Genomic DNA, 17,705 nt, shown 5'->3' with positions numbered 1-17,705 from the left:
CACCACATCACCCTCAAGGATCCATGCAAGACGCGATCACCAACGTCATCAACCAATCAGATGTTCAGGGCTTGTACCTGGACACAAGCGCCATGGGGCGCCTTGAGCAGTACTTCACCAGTGGTGAACTGCGGGTTCGTGCTGCTACCACGATCAGCGCCAATTCAGCTGCGATCATCAGCGATGCTGTTTCGAAGGCCCTCCTTTATTCAGACATCACCCGTCCAGGCGGCAACATGTACACCACCCGTCGTTATGCAGCCTGCATACGCGACATGGATTACTACCTCCGCTATGCCACCTATGCCATGTTGGCTGGCGACACTTCAATCCTCGATGAAAGGGTTTTGAATGGTCTCAAGGAAACCTACAACTCACTAGGGGTACCCATAGGTGCCACCGTCCAAGCGATTCAAGCAATGAAAGAAGCCACGGCTTCTCTTGTTGGCGCTGATGCCGGCCGTGAAATGGCTGTTTACCTCGACTACATCTGCTCTGGCCTTGGAAACTGAGGAGCCCTATGCGCCTCTTTAAAATCACCGCTTGCATTCCTTCTCCCGAAAAGGTGAGAACTCAAAGGGAATTGCAAAATACCTACTTCACCAAGTGGGTGCCATACGACAGCTGGTTTGCAGAACAGCAGCGAATTATGAAACAGGGTGGCAAAATTCTTAAAGTTGAATTAGTTACTGGAAAACGCCAAATCAACGTTGGCAACTGATTTCCAAGCCCGGCCTAGCCGGGCTTTTTTTTGTCCCTAAAAACGGGCCAAGAAGCGGATATAGCGGCTAAATGAGCTTTAAAGCTTTGATCGCCATGGCCCGGGTTGATACCCACTCAAGCTCCGGTTTGTTGCCACTAAATCTGAGCCTTTGGCCGGCGGAAACACGCTTGCTATTGGGCCTAGTGGTGGCTTGGAGCGCTTTTGGCTTGATGATTTTGGCATCGGCAAGTTGGTGGGTGTCAGCCAGGGAAATGGGCGATGCTCTCTACACAATTAAGCGTCAATTGATCTGGCTCGTGGCCAGCTGGGGTTTGTTTTTAGTAATTATTCGTTCGCCATTAAGGCGCTGGCTGCGCTTAGCTGGCCCTGCGCTTGTGATTGGGCTGGGCTTGATTGCCCTCACCTTGGTGATGGGCACAACAGTTAACGGGGCCAGCCGTTGGTTGGTATTAGGGCCGATCCAACTGCAGCCCACAGAATTGATCAAACCGTTTGTGGTGTTGCAAGGGGCCACCTTGTTTGCAAATTGGCGCCGCATGGGAGCAGAACAGAGGCTTGGTTGGCTTGCATTATTTGGTGTTTTGATCTTGATGATCCTTAAACAGCCAAACCTCAGCACGGCAGCACTCACAGGGCTACTGCTTTGGCTTATTGCACTTGCCTCAGGGCTCCCCCTTGCCTGGCTATTGGGAAGCGCCGGCCTTGGTGGATTAGTTGGCAGCATCAGCATCATGGCTAATGAATACCAACGCCTCAGGGTTACCTCCTTTCTGGATCCCTGGAAAGATCCCCAAGGCAACGGCTATCAATTGGTGCAAAGCCTTTTAGCGATTGGCTCGGGTGGTGTAACGGGCACAGGCTATGGCCTCAGCACCCAAAAAATGATGTATCTACCCATCCAAACCACAGATTTTATTTTTGCTGTTTACGCCGAAGAATTTGGTTTTATTGGTTCTTTGGTGCTGCTGCTCTTCCTCGCAATATTTGCTGTTGTGGGTTTACAAGTAGCTATGCGGGCCCGCAACAACCAAACCCGTTTAGTTGCTATCGGCTGCACCGCTTTACTTGTTGGGCAATCGGTTATGAATATTGCTGTAGCCAGTGGATCCATGCCCACCACCGGCTTGCCACTACCGCTCATCAGTTATGGCGGCAACTCGTTGCTAGCTAGCCTTGCCACTGCAGCACTATTAATTCGTTGTTCCTTGGAATCAGCTGAGCAACACTCTTAATAAGTCATTGGGTTGCTACCACTTGTGGATAGGCTTTAGGGGTGGACTTTTCCTTAGCTATCGGTGATCTCGCCCGCAGCAGCGAACAACTGCTGCGCAGTGCGCTCCAACAACCAGGGCCTGGCACTTTTGGCTTGATATTTGGCGCTGGTTTACTCACCAGCCTTGGCCCTTGCAGTTTGTCGATATTGCCCTTAAGCCTTGCTTACCTTGCTGGCTTTGGCGCGGAAGAGGGCAAACCAGCGGCCGGCAGCCCCTGGCAACGCAGCTTGGGTTTTTGTATTGGAGTAGTGGCTGCCTTGGTGTGCCTTGGCACGGCCAGTGCGCTATTGGGCAGTCTTTATGGCCAAACCCCTGAGGGGGTTTCTTTAGTTGTTGCGATTTTAGCGGTGGTGATGGGGTTAAACCTGCTTGGCTTAGTGCCCTTACGCCTACCGGCTGGACCTGATCCTGAGCGCTGGCGGCAAAAAGTACCTCCAGTGCTGGCGCCCTTAGCTGCTGGACTTGCTTTTGGCTTAGCAGCATCCCCTTGCACTACGCCAGTTTTGGCAGTGCTACTCGCCTGGATTGCTGAAACCGGCCAACCACTGGTGGGAATGGGTTTACTTGCCTGTTTTGGTGCAGGCCAGGTGCTGCCATTGCTCTTGGCGGGAACCTTGGCAGCATCACTGCCAAAACTTTTAGCGCTGCGGCAAGTGAGTAGGTGGATTCCCCCCATCAGCGGCGCTGTACTGGTGGCTTTAGGGGGATTGAGTTTGGTGGCACGCCTTTCATGAAATTTGAATTATTTACATTGATCAAACAATCGGCAAACAAGCTGGCGGCTTGGCTTTCAGATCTCAGAGTTGCCATTGTTTTGCTGCTGGCGATTGCTGCTAGTAGTGCAATTGGCACTGCAATTCCTCAAGGGGAACCCAACACTTTCTACATAGAGCGATATAACCTTCATCCCTGGCTTGGTGTTATCAGAGGCCGGCAACTGCTTGCTTGGGAGCTGGATCACCTTTACACAAGCAACTGGTTTTTGTTTTTACTTGCTTGGCTTGCTGTAGCACTATTACTTTGCAGCCTGCGACGCCAATGGCCGGCCTTAAAAGCTGGACTGCGCTGGCTTGATTACCAGCAACCAAGGCAATTAAGCAAATTAGCTGTTGCCACTAGCATTAATAATCCAGCTGGTGATGCAGCCCTTATAGAATTAGCAAGTCACTTAAATAAAAACGGTTGGGCCGTAAAACCAGCTAGTAATCGATTGGCAGCTAGGCGAGGATTGATTGGCAGAGTGGGGCCACTACTTGTGCATGGAGGCTTGATTGTATTCATGGTGGGTGCAGTAATTGGTGCATTTGGCGGCCAAAGATTAGAGCGCTACTTAGCGCCGGGGCGTTCGTTAGAACTGCTCAACCGGGGGGGGGAAACACAATTGGAATTGTCGTTAAACAAATTCGCTATAGATCGAGATCCGGTTGGTCGTCCTGAACAATTCAGCTCAAGCCTTGAATTACGCGATAGCAATTCCAAAGCGCCGCTAGCTGCAAAGGTAAGTGTTAACCATCCTCTACGGCATCGAGGCATCACTATTTACCAGGCAGACTGGTCTTTGGCCGCCATAACCCTTCAGCTTGGTAATAGCCCGTTGCTGCAATTACCCTTACAAACCTTTCCTGAATTGGGTGAACAGGTGTGGGGGTTGGTAATACCAACCAAACCAGATGGTTCAGATCCAGTATTAATAGCCTTGCAAACTGAACTCGGTCCTGCCCAAGTATTTGCAGCGGGTAGTGAATTGCTAGGTCTTCTACCTGTGGGGGGTGACGTGATTGAAATTGAAGGTTTACCAATGCGCCTTGTTGATGTATTACCAGCTAGCGGACTACTTATAAAACGCGACCCAGGTGTACCTTTAGTTTATACAGGCTTTGCGATTTTACTATTAGGTGGCGGACTAAGCCTTATTGCAACACGACAGATTTGGGCAATAGTTGATGGTGATAAGTTGCATATTGGTGGCCTCTGCAATCGAAATCTCACCGCATTTGCAGATGAGCTTCCTTTAATTGCTAAAGCTGCTGTGAACCATGGCGCACTGTAATAACGGTGTGCACATTGCCTCTAGGATTAAAATCAGCCACCAATTCCATCCAATTTGGTTCAGCTGCCAACACAAAATCATCCAGAATACGATTCACTACTTCTTCATGGGAGATGCTGCAATCACGCCAGCTGTTCACATAAAGTTTAATTGCTTTTAATTCCAACACTTTCGGGCCTGGCTGATAATTTAACTGCAACTTTGCAAAATCTGGATAACCAGAAAAAGGGCATTTGCAGGTAAATTCGGGCAAGGAAATTGCGATGTGATATGGCCTTTCCTGTTGGGGATTTTCAAAACAGATCAGCTCCGCTGCTGCGATATTGCGTTCGCCATAGCTGGGGCGCTGGGTGCTGGAGGTAGTCACAAAAAAAGAGATGGAGAGATAAAGGCTTAACCGTAACTATTGCTACGCATTCAAAAGCAAAGGGCTCCTGAAATTGGATTGCCGCCATAATTCTGGCAAAGCACCAAACAGTGGTTCTCTCAAAATGAAAAAAGTAGAAGCAATCATCCGCCCCTTTAAGCTCGACGACGTGAAGATGGCGTTGGTGAATGCCGGCATCATTGGAATGACGGTGAGCGAAGTGCGTGGCTTTGGTCGCCAGAAAGGCCAGGTGGAGCGCTATCGCGGTTCTGAATTCACCGTTGAATTCCTGCAAAAACTAAAGCTTGAAATTGTTGTAGACGACAGCCAGGTGGACACGGTTGTTAGCGCTGTACAAGAAGCTGCCCGCACCGGTGAGATTGGTGATGGCAAGATTTTTGTTTCCTCTGTTGAGGCGGTGATTCGGATCCGAACAGGCGATCGCGATGTTGAAGCTATCTAATTTGCTGAGGCCACAACCTGGGCTACTAAATCAAGCCATTCATCAGGGCCAAAGGAGTTGTTTGGCCCGAGCCAAAGCAGGTACTCATGGTTACCAGCTGGGCCTGTAATGGGAGATGCCACCAAGCCCTGGGGCAACCATCCCAGGGGCAATGCTGCCTGCGCCACAGACAGCACAGCATCCGCTTGTGCCTTTGTATCTCTCACCACTCCCCCCTTCCCCACCCGCAAGCGCCCCACTTCAAATTGCGGTTTCACCAGGAGAATTGCTTCTGCAGTTGAGCCACCCTCAAGCAATGCCTGCAGAGCAGGCAGCACCAAGGCGAGGGAGATGAAAGAAAGATCAGCCACTGCAAGGGTGGGCCATGGATCTTGGGGGCCATAGAGCTGCTGGGGCTGCAGATGCCTCACGTTTGTGCGTTCTTTCAACACGAGGCGAGGGTTGGTGCGCAGGGCCCAAGCGATCTGGCCGTAGCCCACATCAATGCCATATATCCTGGCTGCACCGTTCTGCAACAGGCAGTCGCTAAAGCCTCCGGTTGAAATGCCGGCATCAAGGCAGTAGCGCCCCTCCACTTTGATCGGCAACTGGCTGAGGGCCGCCGCTAATTTTTCTCCTCCTCTTGATACAAACCGAGGCGGAATGGCCACCTCAGGTAGAGCATCCAGTTCTATTTCTCTTCCGGGTTTATCAAGAATTTCCACCCCAAGGCGCACCCGCCCGGCCCGGATCAGCTGTTGAGCCTGATGGCGGCTAACTGCTAAGCCCAGTTCCACTAAGCGCAGATCCAGGCGTTGGCGACGGGCCATGGCAAAAGCAAATTTTGAAAAGATCTATGTAAAAGAAAAGCATCTCAAATCCGAGGAAATCCAAACGCAATTCCAGCAAAATCAAAAATTCCCCCCACAATTAACGAAATTTTTTGAGGAAAATGGCACAAGCTTTAGCTAATGCCGAATCAAGGAGTAGCCAAAGCGCCACAGTATTGATGTTCCCAACCAGGCTGCAGCCAGGTTGTTTTGTAAAACTTCTGCAGCATCCCCACGATCTGCCCCCATTCGAAATGATCCACTGCAATGGGCGCAGTTGTTGGGTGAGGCAGCAGGCCTGGGGGCCGGCGGTGTACTGGAAAATTTCAAGATTGAAGCTCACACACAATGTTAGCTAGATTGAAAGTTGATTAATTATTTGCCTTGATTGAGCGTTATACCCTGCCGGAGATGGGCAGCATCTGGACGGAAGAAGCAAAATTTCAATCCTGGTTGGATGTGGAGATAGCTGCCTGCGAAGCTCAAGCCCAGCTGGGAATGGTGCCGGCGGAGGCATTGGCAGAAATTAAAAAGAAAGCGGCTTTCAAGCAAGAGCGAATTCTTGAAATAGAAGCTGAAGTGCGCCACGACGTAATCGCTTTTCTAACCAATGTGAACGAAAACGTGGGGGATGCCGGAAGGTATATCCACGTGGGCATGACCAGCTCCGATGTGCTTGATACCGGCCTTGCCTTGCAACTAAAAGCCTCGGTGGCATTGCTGCGCCAGGAACTAAACAAGCTCGCCGACGCAATTCGCCAGCAAGCGCGCGCCCATAAAAACACCGTGATGATCGGCCGCTCCCATGCAATTCACGGCGAACCGATCACCTTTGGCTTCAAGCTGGCCGGCTGGCTGGCGGAAACCGAACGCAACCGAGAGCGGCTCGAAAGGCTGGAGCAGGTGGTGGCTGTAGGCCAGATCAGTGGCGCCATGGGCACCTACGCAAACACAAACCCCGAAGTGGAGGCGATCGCCTGCAAGCGGCTCGGCCTCAGCCCAGATATCGCCAGCACCCAGGTGATCGGCCGCGACCGCCACGCTGAATATGTGCAAACCCTTGCCCTAGTGGGCACCTCCCTGGAACGGTTCTCTACAGAAATCCGCAACCTGCAACGCAGCGATGTGTTGGAAGTAGAGGAGGAATTTGCCAAGGGGCAGAAGGGCAGTTCGGCAATGCCCCATAAACGCAATCCAATTCGCAGCGAACGGATTAGTGGATTAGCCAGGGTGCTGCGCAGCTACACAGTGGCGGCCCTTGAAAATGTGGCCCTCTGGCATGAACGCGATATCAGCCATAGTTCAGTGGAGCGGATGATGCTGCCAGATGTGAGCGTTACGCTGCATTTCATCCTGCGGGAGATGACAAAAGTTATTGCTGGCCTACAGGTTTATCCAGCCAATATGAACCGTAATCTTAATATTTATGGCGGCGTAGTTTTTAGTCAACGGGTGCTGCTAGCCCTAGTAGAAAAAGGCATAAATCGAGAAGAAGCTTACAGATTAGTTCAGGGCCATGCCCACAGCGCTTGGAATGTGCAGGGGGGCGATTTCCGCGCCAAGCTCGAGGCCGATCCGGCGATTAGCAGCCGCCTAAATGCCGCCCAGCTGGCTGAATGTTTCAGCACAGAATTACATCAGGCCCAGCTGGATACTATTTATAAGCGACTCGATATCTAAGCGTTATGCATCCAGCAGTGATGCCCTCAGGGTGGCTGGATTAAGGGAGTCGTCAATAACACCAGGCAGCTCTTCTTTAACCGGGAAACGGTTGATCATCTGCAGGGCGCGGCGGCCGTTGCGCCTCAGCTCCTCACTCACTGCAGGGCAATAGGGCAACTGGGCGAGTAGATCCACCGTGCGGCGCATCAAACGCACCACATCCCCTTCATCCAAAGAGGTGTTGGATATCAAATCACTCCAACTTTCGCCATCGGCCCAGGCCTTCACTAACCCCATCAAATCTGGCTCCCACCAGAGGGGGAAAAGCACCCCATGCTGTTCTTGCAATCGATCTAATTCACGCCGCAAACCACGTAAATCGTGAAGTGCCTCCTCCGCTTTTGCTGGAGCTGGATAGGCCGTCCATAGATCTGGGCGGCTTACTTCAGTTGAAATTGCCTCCAATACACAGGCAAGATCTGCTGGCTCAAGTTCGTCGCAATGGCCACTCATCAGCGCAAGGCCAAGCCATAACTCGTTATCCCCCCTCAATGCCGCCACAGTTCTACCGATTTCCGTGGGCTCGAGTTCATCAAGGCAGCCGAAATGCCGCAAGATTTCTATTAATGAAAGGAAGGTTTCCCAGTGGCGATTAGCCCTGTGATGCAGTAGCTGCTGCCGTTCCGCAATCTCTTCCTCGAGTTCCTCCATACGCCGACGCTGTTTTTTTAGTTGCTTCCGATCTCCCCAGCGGTGAGCCGGATGTAGTTCCAATTCCAACTCAAATGAATTAACAAGCTCTGCCTGATCTCGCACTTCACCAGCAAGATCGTATTGAGGGGTGTGCATGTCATGGCGGCGGGCCATGGCAGATACAGCTAGAGCCAACCCACCACTGTGCTGATCCCCATGACGTAATTCGCCACCTCTTTCCAGTTCAGGCACAGGGATATTTTGAACCTGCAAACAACTCAATTCAGCGTGAATACAAACCACTGCATGGCAGGGCACCACAATCCATACATTTTCATCAGTGAGGCAGATTAATAAAGGGAATTGGGCCGCCCCCTGCAATTTCTCAACGATCACTGCAGGTGAAACTCCACCGCGCAATTGAGGTGCCTTAAGGCTCACCAAAGTGCCTGGGCTTGCAAATTGCAACGCAAGGGTAAGTTCATGGGCAAGGGTTTCCTCTGCCTGCTGTTGCAAAATACGCAACAAACGCCTTTCTTCCCGCAAGCGATTGCGTTGTTTTTCATAATCTTCAAAATCTTCCCAAGGCACATCAGTAGAACTTTCGCCAAGCAGTTCCAATTGTTCCCGCAGGGACGTAATACGGGATTGATCATCGGCAAGATCAAGGGTGGCTAGATAACGACCAAAACTGCGCTCAACTAATTCCTTCGCTTTAGGTAAGGCATAACGCTGCAAAAGATTAAGCACCATGCCGTAACTAGGCGCAAACTGACTCACCAAGGGATCTGGAGGGCTGGTGGCAAGTTGACCTGCCTCCTTAACGCCCTCAAAGCGGCTTTGCATTGCCACCACATAACCCTGCACATCGAGGCCGCGGCGACCTGCTCTACCAGACATCTGCAGGAATTCGCTTGCCATTAAGGGCCTATGGCCATTTTCAGTGCGTTTCGATAAAGAAGAAATCACAGTGGTGCGGGCAGGCATATTGATTCCAGCGGCCAGCGTTTCAGTGGCAAATACCACTTTCACCAGCCCCTGCTGAAATAACTCCTCAATAAATTCCTTCCAAGCTGGCAAAACGCCGGCATGATGAGATGCAACACCACGTAATAAAGCTTCAACGTGATAACCATCGCGAACTGCATCTGGGCTTTTTAACGCAAATGCTTCCAGCTGAGTGCGCAATTGAACAGCTTCGTGATCATTAACTAAGGATGCTTTAATTAAATCTCGAACAGCCTTATCACAGGCGCGGCGGCTAAATATAAAAACAATCGCCGGTAACATCTGGCGTTCAGCCAATTGTGCAACTACAAAACCCATACTCGGAGCTTCTGGCTGAGGAGGCTTTGGGCTTTTCCCTTTGCGTTGATGCCCCTTAGGAGCGCGCCATACTTTGCAATTGGGATGCAGGCCATTGCCAGCATCATTCAGCAGTGGATGTAAACCTTTCACGCTGCAAAAATTAAATTGCAGTGGCACAGGCCGAAAATCGCTATGGATTAAATCTGTGGGGCCATGAACCTGCTCAATCCAATCAGTAAGTTGACCCGCATTTGCAACAGTTGCAGAAAGAGCCACCAATTGAATCGCTGGCGGGCAATGAATAATTGATTCCTCCCATACGGTGCCGCGTTGAGAATCGTTCATGTAGTGGCATTCATCTAATACCACCGCCTCTACCCCTTCTAAAGGGTCATCGCTGTGGTCTATTTCCGCATAGAGCATGTTGCGGAAAATCTCAGTGGTCATTACCACAATTGGCGCTTCACGGTTAGCGGTGAGATCACCAGTCATTAGGCCCACCCTGTGGGCACCAAACTGCTCGCGAAAATCACGCAGTTTCTGGTTTGATAAGGCCTTCAAAGGAGTGGTATAAAAAACTCTCTGGCCATGGGCCAAGGCACGATGAATGGCGTATTCACCAATCAAAGTTTTACCGGAACCAGTGGGAGCGCTCACTACAACTGAATGGCCATGGTTTAGAGCAGCGATCGCCTCCAGCTGGAAATCATCCAAGGGGAATCCAAAAAGCTGGCTCGGATCCAATGGAAGAGCAGGATTGGTGGCAGCAGTCATCGTTGAACCCTATGGCTGAACAGAAACCAGAACGACGCCGCAAACTGCGAACGTTTATTGCCAAAACTGCTGGCCACCTAGATACCCCTGATGGAAACAGTCTGCTAGACCTTGCGAGCAATGACACCCTTGGCCTAAGCAAAAGGCCAGAACTCATAGCAGCTGCCATCGCCAGTATCAGCAAAGGAGGGGTGGGTGCTGGTGCATCAAGGCTGGTGAGCGGCAGCCGCCCTGAACATGAACAACTCGAAATAGCACTTGCCAAATGGCTAAACCGTGAACGGGTGTTGCTTTTCCCAAGTGGCTTTCAAGCAAACATTGCAGCAGTAGCTGCCCTAGCTGATCGCCACAGCTTGGTGCTAACCGACCAACTAATTCACCATTCACTGCTAGTGGGCATAAAAGCAACAGGCGCAAAATTAAAAAGGTTTAAACACAACAATCTTAAAGATCTAGAGCAAAAAATAGAAAAGATCAAAGCTGTTGATGCTGATAGAAAATTAGTAGTAATTAGCGAGAGCCTATTTAGCATGGAAGGAAGTAGTCCGGATGTTAAGGCACTAGCAACTCTCTGCACAAAACACAATGCAAAGCTGCTGCTCGATGAGGCCCATGCCCTTGGGATAATGGGAAAAGAAGGCAAGGGGCTAGGCCATGGGATAGATGGGATAACACTGATCAGTGGAACCCTTGGCAAAGCATTTGCAAGCGGCGGAGCATTCTTAGCCGCTGATGAAGCAATAGCTGAAAAATTACTGCAAACCAGTGGCGCCTTTCGCTATACCACCGCCCTCGCACCTCCACTAGCGGCCGCAGCGATGGAAGCACTGGAACTAATTAAGGCACCTGGAACAGATCAGATAAGAAAGCAATTAAGTGAAAACGCACATCAATGGCGTGACACACTGGAGCAATATGGCTGGCCTCGTCCGCCTGGCAATGGCCCAATCATGGCGATCAAGCTGAAAGAAGATATAAAGGCACTAGAAATGCAAAAAAAACTTGAGCAAGCGGGGATACTGGTGATTGCTATCAGGCCGCCAACAGTTCCGGAAAGGCAGGCACAGCTGAGAGTGAGCCTGCGGCCAAACATGCCAGAAGATTGCCTTGAAAGATTCATGGCCATCCTTGGAAAAGGAGGCCACAAAGAATGAAAATGACATGGCAATTAATCGCCGTTCATGGTTGGGGAAGCGATCAACACTGCTGGCAATCTTGGCAAGAACCATGCGAGAAAAGAGGTTGGCTACTTGAGTGCTTCGAAAGGGGTTATGGAGAGAATAGTGAAAAAACACCGCAATGGAATAGCAAATACAAGCACGCACTAGTTGTGAACTCTCTTGGCCTTCATCTAACGCCAAATAAAATATTAGCCGAAGCCGAGGCTGTGATATTGCTAGCAAGTTTTGGAAGATTCATTCCAGAAGGAAGCGGCGGCAGGGCATTGGAAATCGCATTAAAAGGAATGGCACAAAAAATAGAAGCAGGTGAAATAAAAGAATTATTTGATAACTTCAGAGAAAAAGTTGCAGCGCCGCAGCCGGTGGATTATCTACCACAAGGGGTGGAGAATCAGAAGATTTCTGAATTAGGCAGAACAAAGTTATTAGCGGATTTGGATTTACTTGCTAAATGCAAAGAAATACCCAAAAGCTTTCCACACAACTCAGCAGTATTAATAGTGGAGGCTGGAGAAGATCAAATTGTGAGCGAAACCAGCAAAACAGAAATGCGCAAAGAATTAAATAAAGCAGAAATGATCACATTGGATGGAATTGGACACGGACTTTTAATGCCAGAACTGCCAGAAACGGTTTTGAATTGGCTGCAAAAAAGATAAACAATGAATACTAAACCCTGCCAAGCATTTGCAAGAGGCGCAAATATTTATGCAAAAAATGCAAAACTGCAACAAGCAGTAGCTTGGCGACTCGCAAGATACTGCAAAAATCTAGAAATACCTAAAGGACTTATATTGGATTTTGGGGCAGGAAGCGGGAACCTAACAGAAGCATTAGAAAAACAAAATAAACAATTATCAGCAGTATTGGTAGATGAATGCAAAGAACTGCTAGCCGAATCAAAAGTAGCGAATGTGCGGAAATTGGAATGGGATTTAAACCAAGGAATACCACCTGAAGCAATAGGTGCTGCGTTAATAGCCAGCAGTTTTGCTTTGCATTGGTTAGAAGATCCAGTAGAGCAAATAAAACAATGGGGAGAAGCAATAGCACCAGGAGGCTGGCTAGCAATAACAGTGCCCGTAAAGGGAAGTTTTACAAGTTGGCACATCGCAGCCAAAATAGCTGGAGTGAAATACACAGGAATCACACTACCAATTGAAGCAGAATTAATCAAAAGCCTTAGTAAAGTAGCTGAAATCAAGGAAAATAAAATAATTAGATATAGCAAGCAATACAACTCAGGTCTTGAATTCATAAAAGAGATGAAGTGGATGGGAACAAATGGGGGCGCCACTAGCAAACTAAATCAAAAAGAATTAAAAAAATTAGATCACAGCTGGCCACAGAGATCAAACGAGAAAACAAAAGAATTTAGCACGCACAATAAAATAAAAACAATAACCATAAACTGGGATATAATGCTCCTGATAGCACAAAAGCCTAATGTTAAATAAACAAGAAAAAGACATGCCTAGCCGACTTATTGTTGCGGGTACAGACACAAATGTAGGCAAAACAATAGTAAGCAGCTTGCTTGTAAATAAATTAGATGCCCACTACTGGAAACCAGTGCAATGCGGCGATCTAGATACAGGAGGCGATAGCGCCACTATAAAAAAATTATCAGGTATAAAAGAAAACAGAATTATACCTGAGGCCTATAGATTAAAAATGCCAGCATCGCCAAATCAAGCAGCAGCAGCGGAAGGAATAACAATAGATAAAGAAAATTTAAAACTACCTAACCATGCGGGTGCCTTAGTGGTTGAACTAGCGGGAGGTTTAATGGTACCCCTAAGAGATGACTGGCTTCAAATTGATCAAGTTAAAGTATGGAATTTACCAATAGTGCTTGTTGCGCGATCTGGGCTTGGCACCTTAAACCACACACTATTATCAATAGAGGCGATGCAAAATAGAAATATTCGTGTACATACAATTATACTTAATGGCGAAAAGCATGAAGCAAACTACAGAACATTAAGGGAAATAGTTAGCGAAAAGATAGATATAGAGGAATTAGATATCCAACCTATATAACTTAGTTTCACCCATTACATAAGCGCCATTGGGAGCTAATGCGAAATTACTAACACCTCCTGGTACAGGTATAACAGCTAAAGGAGTGCCATCCTTATCAAACACCTCAAGCCCTGCGCCCGTACCTGTCCAGACTCGACCGAGTTGATCCACTTTAATACCATCAGGAATACCCTTTGTAACAACACAAAAAATTGCTCTCTGGGTTGCGAATATACCATCAGGCGAGGAAGTAATCAAAAAGCGATATATAGTGCGAGGTAGCGAGCTATTAAGAGCACCATTGCCAGATATATAACCAGATTCAGTAACATAGAGATGTTTAAAATCCAAACTGAATGCCAAACCATTAGGTTTAGCAAAGCCATCAATCATTAAACGTTGAATACCGTTAGCAGGATGATAACGCCATACCCAATTACCTATAGTTGGCTTTGGACGGAAACCCTGTTCATAGCCATATTGAGGATCAGTAAACCAAATTGAGGAATCAGGAGCCTGAACAACATCATTAGGGCTATTAAATTGATAAGCAGCATAAGCTGATGTAAGCAATTTAACATTGCCATTAAAAGGGTTGTACTCTGCTAAACCAGCTGGTTTAAGATTATTACCTTGCATAGTTACAACAATATTTCCGTTACTCAATCGAAAAGCACCATTTGCCATAGGTATAGAACTTGTAAGACCTAAATCGCGGGTAGAACCATCTTGTAAATTAAAACTAGAAACAACAACATATTGAGACCCATCCGAACGATACAAACGATTAGAAGTAAAAAATAATTGATTTAATTCTGGAATGAAAACCGGACCTTCATGGGCAAGGGGCTTAGAATATGATGCAAGAAGCTTTAGTTTTGCATTTAACAAACTAGAACCCTGAGCAAAAGCAGCACCAGAAATAATAAAAATGAACGCTATTAAAAAACGAATCAAAAACGCCATATTTAGAATTTAATAGAGTTTGAAAAATAAGTTACAAACCAGGACTTGATTGCATTATGCCACCATCAGCAAAAATTGAGGTAGCTGTTATGTAACTTGCGGCATCGCTTGCTAGAAAAGCAACAACGACAGCGATCTCGTTGGGCTCAGCCATTCGACCCATTGGGATCGCAGAATTGAGTTTAGCTAAAAGTTCAGGATTATTAATTGTTGGCGCATTAATAGGAGTATTAACAGCACCTGGGCCTACGTTAACAACGTTAATACCATGGGGGGCAAGTTCAACTCCTGCTGTGCGTGCAAGCATCCTAATACCACCCTTTGCCAAGCAATAGGCTGTATTATTTGGCATGGGCCAATCTTCGTGAACAGAGGAAATATTTATCACCCTGCCTCCACCGCCTTGGGAAATCATCTGCTTTGCAGCAAATTGAGTGCCAAAAAAGCTACTCTTTAAATTAACGTTCAAAACTTTATCGTAATCATCTGGGGTGGTATCTAATATAGAAGTACGAGTTTCAAGGCCAGCATTGTTAACCATTATATCTAACCGGCCAAAAGATTTAACTGCGAGTTCAACAATACCCTGAAGAGCAACAAGGTCTGTAACATCAGCTTGGGCACCAATGGCAACTCCACCTGCTGCTGAGATCTCAGAAATGACAGCTTCTGTTAATTCGGGGTGGGAGCGGTAATTAACTACTACACTGGCACCGCGGAGTGCGAGCTCTAAAGCTACAGCCTTACCAATACCACTGTTAGCGCCAGTAACTATTGCAACCTTTCCCTTCAAAAATTGCTCAGACATTGTGAAGAATTATTAAGCCTATACATACTAGGTGTAGAGACTTGGAAGAGTCAACAAAAAAGCAAATTATCATGAAATAGACACATTGCGAACAATCAATTGCATTGCAGCGGTAATGGATTAGAATAAAAAGAAAGCTTGCCTTGTGATGCCCACAAAAGTTAAAGAATCCCTGCTTCTAGGTTCTATATTTTTGGTTTTAGCCTTTTTAGCAAACACAATTCAAAGCGTCTTTGGCAAATTCCTTGAAGCACAATTAAGCGTTGAGATGTTCACGTGGGTTACATTTGTGAGTGCCTTAGTAATTTTAATACCCATTGTTGCGGCAAGAGGGTTTAAGGATCTCAAAACAGAAGCCATAAAAACACATCTTCTGAGAGGTGGAACTGGCATAGCCGGATTTCTCCTTTTTATAGCTGCTGCTCAGCTAACGAGCCTAGTAAATGCAAATGTCTTACTAAATACAACCCCAATTTTTATACCAATAATAGCATTAATATTTTTAAAAACTAGAATTAATAAGCAACTATGGATAGCAATTGGACTCGGATTTGCCGGTATGGTTATTATAGTAAAGCCAGACGCAACTATATTAACCAATCCAGGAAATATCATAGGCTTAGCCGCAGGGTTCGTAACAGCAATTGAGTTTTTGGCAGTAAAAAAATTGGACGAAACCGACTCACCAATAACTCAAATGATTTATTTTCTACTAATTGGATCACTTATATCAACAATATTAGTAGCAGGTAAACTACAGCCAATAAATCACGAGCAAGGATTAATAATGCTTGCGACAGGTGGCTGCCTTGTTTGTTTTCAATTTCTATTAATTAAAGCATACACCTACGCTAAACCGCATGAAATAGGGGCATTTCAATACAGTTCGGTTGTATTTGCAGCTTTACTCGGATGGATAATCTTCAAGGAGCAACTAGAACTTGGCACCATAATTGGAACATTACTTGTTTGCGCTGGAGGCATATTAAGTATTTCAAAATTAACTGAAGAAAAAAATTCATGAATAATATAAAAAAAATAATTAACACCTCGCAGACAACAGTCAACCTTCAAAAGCAAATCAATTGGTATACTACTAATCTAGGCTTTAGTTGTATTTCAGAAACACGTATAGATGATTCATGGTTAGGTAAACTTATTGGAATACCTGGGGCAATAATCAATAAAGCTTCTCTTAGAATAGGTGAGGAGTTTCTTGAACTGTGGGAATTTGAGCAAGTTCCCACTCAAAAAAATGACAAAATAGAACCAATACCAATTCCGGAAGATTCCCAGAGCAATGATCTCTGGTTCCAACATATTTGCATTGTAGTTAGCAACCTTAACGATGCTTTTAATAAAGGGGCCTCTAATGCCACACAAATATCAAGATCGCTGGTAACTCTTCCCGAATCAAACAAAGAAGCAGCAAATATTGAGGCGGTAAAAATTAAAGATAGCGTGGGACATCCGCTGGAACTACTTAAATTTCCTCAAGACAAAGGGAGCCAAAGATGGCATAAAGCAAATTCCAAGCTATTCATGGGTATAGATCACACAGCAATCGGGGTTTCGGATACACAGAAAAGCATTTATTTCTACAATGAACTGCTTGGAATGGAAATAGCAGGAAATGGGATAAACTACGGAAAAGAACAAGATCAACTAGATGGGCTAATTAATACTAAGGTGGTGATTACCAATTTACGGGCAAATAGTAATGGAATGGGAATTGAACTACTAGATTATCAACTACCAAGTCCAAACCGTAGAGAAAGATTAAACCCAAAGCCAACAGATCTAAGTGAATGGAGAACAATGATATTAGTTGAAGACATAAAAATTACTCATGAGAAGCTAAAGGAGATATGTTCACCAGAATCAATAGGACCTATAGTATCAATACCTCCTGACTATTGGGGAGGAACTCTCGCTTTTCAAGCACGCGATCCAGATGGCCATGCCTTGATATTTCTCAACTAATATTTAAATTAATCAAACATTAAAACCAAAATCAAATTAATGGATTACACAACAATTGCAACACTCTTGTTCCCAGATTCCAGTTCAACAATTGCAGCTTCTGGTTTGCTGGTTCTAAGGCTTACGATGTCTATTGCATTCATACGCCATGGATGGCCAAAGATTAGGAATCTAAGCACCTGGGCGAAAGCAATGAATACACCAACCATTCTGTGTGGATTATCTGCATATTCGATGTGGCTGGGAGGGATCGCCTTGCTCCCTGGATTTCTAACCGGGCCAGCATCACTAGCAATTCTGGTTTCTATGGCATATGCAGTGATATTAGAGATATCTAAGGGATTTCCCTTCATCGCTCCAGATCCATTTCAAATTCCTCAAGGGGATTATGCCGGACCTATGGGAGTGGGTGATCCACCAAGCTGGGAAAAAGCACTACTTTATGTAGTTATGGCAGCAATTTTGATATGTTGTGGTGGTGGAGCCTTATCGCTTGATAATGAGATTCTAAAACCAATTCTTTTAGGATTAGTATCCTGATTATAAATCTACAAACACAAACTTTTATTCACCAAATGCTGGATCTGAACCAGTTAAACGAATAATACGTGTGCCATT

The 17,705-nt window shown here is 46.6% G+C and carries 20 protein-coding genes; 14 read left to right on the top strand and 6 right to left on the bottom strand.

The window, feature by feature from the left end; genetic code table 11:
* Window positions 1–23: 23 nt before the first annotated feature.
* The 5 genes from apcB (at window position 24) to AC2JC8_RS03090 (ending at window position 4,048) form a co-directional block, all read left to right on the top strand.
* Window positions 24–512: an allophycocyanin subunit beta gene (gene apcB, locus AC2JC8_RS03110; protein ID WP_484399870.1), complete on the top strand. Its 489-nt coding sequence runs from the start codon at window positions 24–26 to the stop codon at window positions 510–512.
* 8 nt (window positions 513–520) lie between these two features.
* Complete coding sequence (locus AC2JC8_RS03105) at window positions 521–721, top strand: phycobilisome linker polypeptide (protein WP_255131709.1); 201 nt, start codon at window positions 521–523, stop codon at window positions 719–721.
* Between the two features lie 71 nt (window positions 722–792).
* The gene (locus tag AC2JC8_RS03100) at window positions 793–1,956 is read left to right on the top strand and encodes an FtsW/RodA/SpoVE family cell cycle protein (RefSeq protein WP_484399871.1); all 1,164 of its coding nucleotides are present in this window, start codon (window positions 793–795) and stop codon (window positions 1,954–1,956) included.
* Window positions 1,957–1,997: 41 nt separating this feature from the next.
* The gene (locus AC2JC8_RS03095) at window positions 1,998–2,732 is read left to right on the top strand and encodes a cytochrome c biogenesis protein CcdA (protein WP_482130977.1); all 735 of its coding nucleotides are present in this window, start codon (window positions 1,998–2,000) and stop codon (window positions 2,730–2,732) included.
* A complete protein-coding gene (locus AC2JC8_RS03090; RefSeq protein ID WP_484594186.1) occupies window positions 2,729–4,048 on the top strand; it encodes a cytochrome c biogenesis ResB family protein in 1,320 nt (439 codons plus the stop codon). Before AC2JC8_RS03095 ends, AC2JC8_RS03090 begins: the two co-directional genes overlap by 4 nt.
* Here AC2JC8_RS03090 and queF read toward each other — a convergent pair.
* Window positions 4,017–4,415: a preQ(1) synthase gene (gene queF, locus AC2JC8_RS03085; RefSeq protein ID WP_255133959.1), complete on the bottom strand. Its 399-nt coding sequence runs from the start codon at window positions 4,413–4,415 to the stop codon at window positions 4,017–4,019. The genes AC2JC8_RS03090 and queF overlap by 32 nt on opposite strands.
* 124 nt (window positions 4,416–4,539) lie before the next feature.
* Between queF and AC2JC8_RS03080 the strand changes: the two genes are divergently transcribed.
* Entirely contained in the window at window positions 4,540–4,878 is a 339-nt protein-coding gene (locus AC2JC8_RS03080; RefSeq protein ID WP_255133961.1) for a P-II family nitrogen regulator, read from the top strand.
* Here AC2JC8_RS03080 and AC2JC8_RS03075 read toward each other — a convergent pair.
* Complete coding sequence (locus AC2JC8_RS03075; protein ID WP_484594185.1) at window positions 4,875–5,687, bottom strand: TlyA family RNA methyltransferase; 813 nt, start codon at window positions 5,685–5,687, stop codon at window positions 4,875–4,877. The two genes, AC2JC8_RS03080 and AC2JC8_RS03075, sit on opposite strands and share 4 nt — an antisense overlap.
* Window positions 5,688–6,071: 384 nt before the next feature.
* Between AC2JC8_RS03075 and purB the strand changes: the two genes are divergently transcribed.
* Window positions 6,072–7,367 (top strand): adenylosuccinate lyase, encoded by a 1,296-nt coding sequence (purB, locus tag AC2JC8_RS03070; RefSeq protein WP_484399875.1) that lies wholly within the window; start codon window positions 6,072–6,074, stop codon window positions 7,365–7,367.
* Window positions 7,368–7,370: 3 nt separating this feature from the next.
* Here purB and AC2JC8_RS03065 read toward each other — a convergent pair whose 3' ends face one another.
* Window positions 7,371–10,124, bottom strand: a complete 2,754-nt coding sequence (locus tag AC2JC8_RS03065) for a DEAD/DEAH box helicase (RefSeq protein WP_484399877.1) — start codon at window positions 10,122–10,124, stop codon at window positions 7,371–7,373.
* Between the two features lie 11 nt (window positions 10,125–10,135).
* On the opposite strand from AC2JC8_RS03065, the gene AC2JC8_RS03060 reads away from it, so the two are divergent.
* The 4 genes from AC2JC8_RS03060 to bioD all read left to right on the top strand — a co-directional run bounded on the left by AC2JC8_RS03060 (window position 10,136) and on the right by bioD (window position 13,348).
* A complete protein-coding gene (locus tag AC2JC8_RS03060; RefSeq protein WP_484399878.1) occupies window positions 10,136–11,278 on the top strand; it encodes an aminotransferase class I/II-fold pyridoxal phosphate-dependent enzyme in 1,143 nt (380 codons plus the stop codon).
* 290 nt (window positions 11,279–11,568) lie between these two features.
* Window positions 11,569–11,964 (top strand): alpha/beta fold hydrolase, encoded by a 396-nt coding sequence (locus AC2JC8_RS03055; RefSeq protein ID WP_484399879.1) that lies wholly within the window; start codon window positions 11,569–11,571, stop codon window positions 11,962–11,964.
* A 3-nt stretch (window positions 11,965–11,967) separates the two neighbouring features.
* Entirely contained in the window at window positions 11,968–12,762 is a 795-nt protein-coding gene (locus tag AC2JC8_RS03050) for a methyltransferase domain-containing protein (protein WP_484399881.1), read from the top strand.
* A complete protein-coding gene (bioD, locus tag AC2JC8_RS03045) occupies window positions 12,752–13,348 on the top strand; it encodes a dethiobiotin synthase (protein ID WP_484399882.1) in 597 nt (198 codons plus the stop codon). The genes AC2JC8_RS03050 and bioD overlap by 11 nt, the downstream gene beginning before the upstream one ends.
* Here bioD and AC2JC8_RS03040 read toward each other — a convergent pair.
* Complete coding sequence (locus tag AC2JC8_RS03040) at window positions 13,328–14,296, bottom strand: SMP-30/gluconolactonase/LRE family protein (protein WP_484419971.1); 969 nt, start codon at window positions 14,294–14,296, stop codon at window positions 13,328–13,330. The two genes, bioD and AC2JC8_RS03040, sit on opposite strands and share 21 nt — an antisense overlap.
* A gap of 31 nt (window positions 14,297–14,327) precedes the next feature.
* Window positions 14,328–15,104 (bottom strand): glucose 1-dehydrogenase, encoded by a 777-nt coding sequence (locus AC2JC8_RS03035; protein ID WP_484419970.1) that lies wholly within the window; start codon window positions 15,102–15,104, stop codon window positions 14,328–14,330.
* A 148-nt stretch (window positions 15,105–15,252) separates the two neighbouring features.
* Here AC2JC8_RS03035 and AC2JC8_RS03030 point away from each other — a divergent pair, with 148 nt between their 5' ends.
* Complete coding sequence (locus tag AC2JC8_RS03030) at window positions 15,253–16,128, top strand: DMT family transporter (protein ID WP_484594191.1); 876 nt, start codon at window positions 15,253–15,255, stop codon at window positions 16,126–16,128.
* The gene (locus AC2JC8_RS03025) at window positions 16,125–17,087 is read left to right on the top strand and encodes a VOC family protein (protein WP_484594184.1); all 963 of its coding nucleotides are present in this window, start codon (window positions 16,125–16,127) and stop codon (window positions 17,085–17,087) included. The genes AC2JC8_RS03030 and AC2JC8_RS03025 overlap by 4 nt, the downstream gene beginning before the upstream one ends.
* A gap of 44 nt (window positions 17,088–17,131) precedes the next feature.
* Here the strand turns inward: AC2JC8_RS03025 and AC2JC8_RS03020 are convergent, their stop codons facing one another.
* Window positions 17,132–17,266 carry a hypothetical protein gene (locus AC2JC8_RS03020; protein WP_484594192.1) on the bottom strand — a complete coding sequence of 45 codons (135 nt, stop codon included), beginning with the start codon at window positions 17,264–17,266 and terminating at the stop codon, window positions 17,132–17,134.
* On the opposite strand from AC2JC8_RS03020, the gene AC2JC8_RS03015 reads away from it, so the two are divergent.
* On the top strand, window positions 17,214–17,627 hold the full coding sequence (locus AC2JC8_RS03015; RefSeq protein WP_484594190.1) for a DoxX family protein: 414 nt from the start codon (window positions 17,214–17,216) through the stop codon (window positions 17,625–17,627). The two genes, AC2JC8_RS03020 and AC2JC8_RS03015, sit on opposite strands and share 53 nt — an antisense overlap.
* Window positions 17,628–17,705: the final 78 nt, after the last annotated feature.

This window comes from Synechococcus sp., from assembly GCF_982614295.1.
This window is presented reverse-complemented; position numbering and strand designations above follow the sequence as displayed.

What these genes read in the sequence shown, in the direction of transcription:
- apcB (WP_484399870.1), top strand. Translation starts at nt 24, where the DNA reads ATGCAAGACGCGATCACCAACGTCATCAACCAATCAGATGTTCAGGGC.
- AC2JC8_RS03105 (WP_255131709.1), top strand. Translation starts at nt 521, where the DNA reads ATGCGCCTCTTTAAAATCACCGCTTGCATTCCTTCTCCCGAAAAGGTG.
- AC2JC8_RS03100 (WP_484399871.1), top strand. Translation starts at nt 793, where the DNA reads ATGAGCTTTAAAGCTTTGATCGCCATGGCCCGGGTTGATACCCACTCA.
- AC2JC8_RS03090 (WP_484594186.1), top strand. Translation starts at nt 2,729, where the DNA reads ATGAAATTTGAATTATTTACATTGATCAAACAATCGGCAAACAAGCTG.
- AC2JC8_RS03080 (WP_255133961.1), top strand. Translation starts at nt 4,540, where the DNA reads ATGAAAAAAGTAGAAGCAATCATCCGCCCCTTTAAGCTCGACGACGTG.
- AC2JC8_RS03075 (WP_484594185.1), bottom strand. Translation starts at nt 5,687, where the DNA reads ATGGCCCGTCGCCAACGCCTGGATCTGCGCTTAGTGGAACTGGGCTTA.
- AC2JC8_RS03065 (WP_484399877.1), bottom strand. Translation starts at nt 10,124, where the DNA reads ATGACTGCTGCCACCAATCCTGCTCTTCCATTGGATCCGAGCCAGCTT.
- AC2JC8_RS03060 (WP_484399878.1), top strand. Translation starts at nt 10,136, where the DNA reads ATGGCTGAACAGAAACCAGAACGACGCCGCAAACTGCGAACGTTTATT.
- AC2JC8_RS03050 (WP_484399881.1), top strand. Translation starts at nt 11,968, where the DNA reads ATGAATACTAAACCCTGCCAAGCATTTGCAAGAGGCGCAAATATTTAT.
- bioD (WP_484399882.1), top strand. Translation starts at nt 12,752, where the DNA reads ATGTTAAATAAACAAGAAAAAGACATGCCTAGCCGACTTATTGTTGCG.
- AC2JC8_RS03040 (WP_484419971.1), bottom strand. Translation starts at nt 14,296, where the DNA reads ATGGCGTTTTTGATTCGTTTTTTAATAGCGTTCATTTTTATTATTTCT.
- AC2JC8_RS03035 (WP_484419970.1), bottom strand. Translation starts at nt 15,104, where the DNA reads ATGTCTGAGCAATTTTTGAAGGGAAAGGTTGCAATAGTTACTGGCGCT.
- AC2JC8_RS03030 (WP_484594191.1), top strand. Translation starts at nt 15,253, where the DNA reads ATGCCCACAAAAGTTAAAGAATCCCTGCTTCTAGGTTCTATATTTTTG.
- AC2JC8_RS03025 (WP_484594184.1), top strand. Translation starts at nt 16,125, where the DNA reads ATGAATAATATAAAAAAAATAATTAACACCTCGCAGACAACAGTCAAC.
- AC2JC8_RS03015 (WP_484594190.1), top strand. Translation starts at nt 17,214, where the DNA reads ATGTCTATTGCATTCATACGCCATGGATGGCCAAAGATTAGGAATCTA.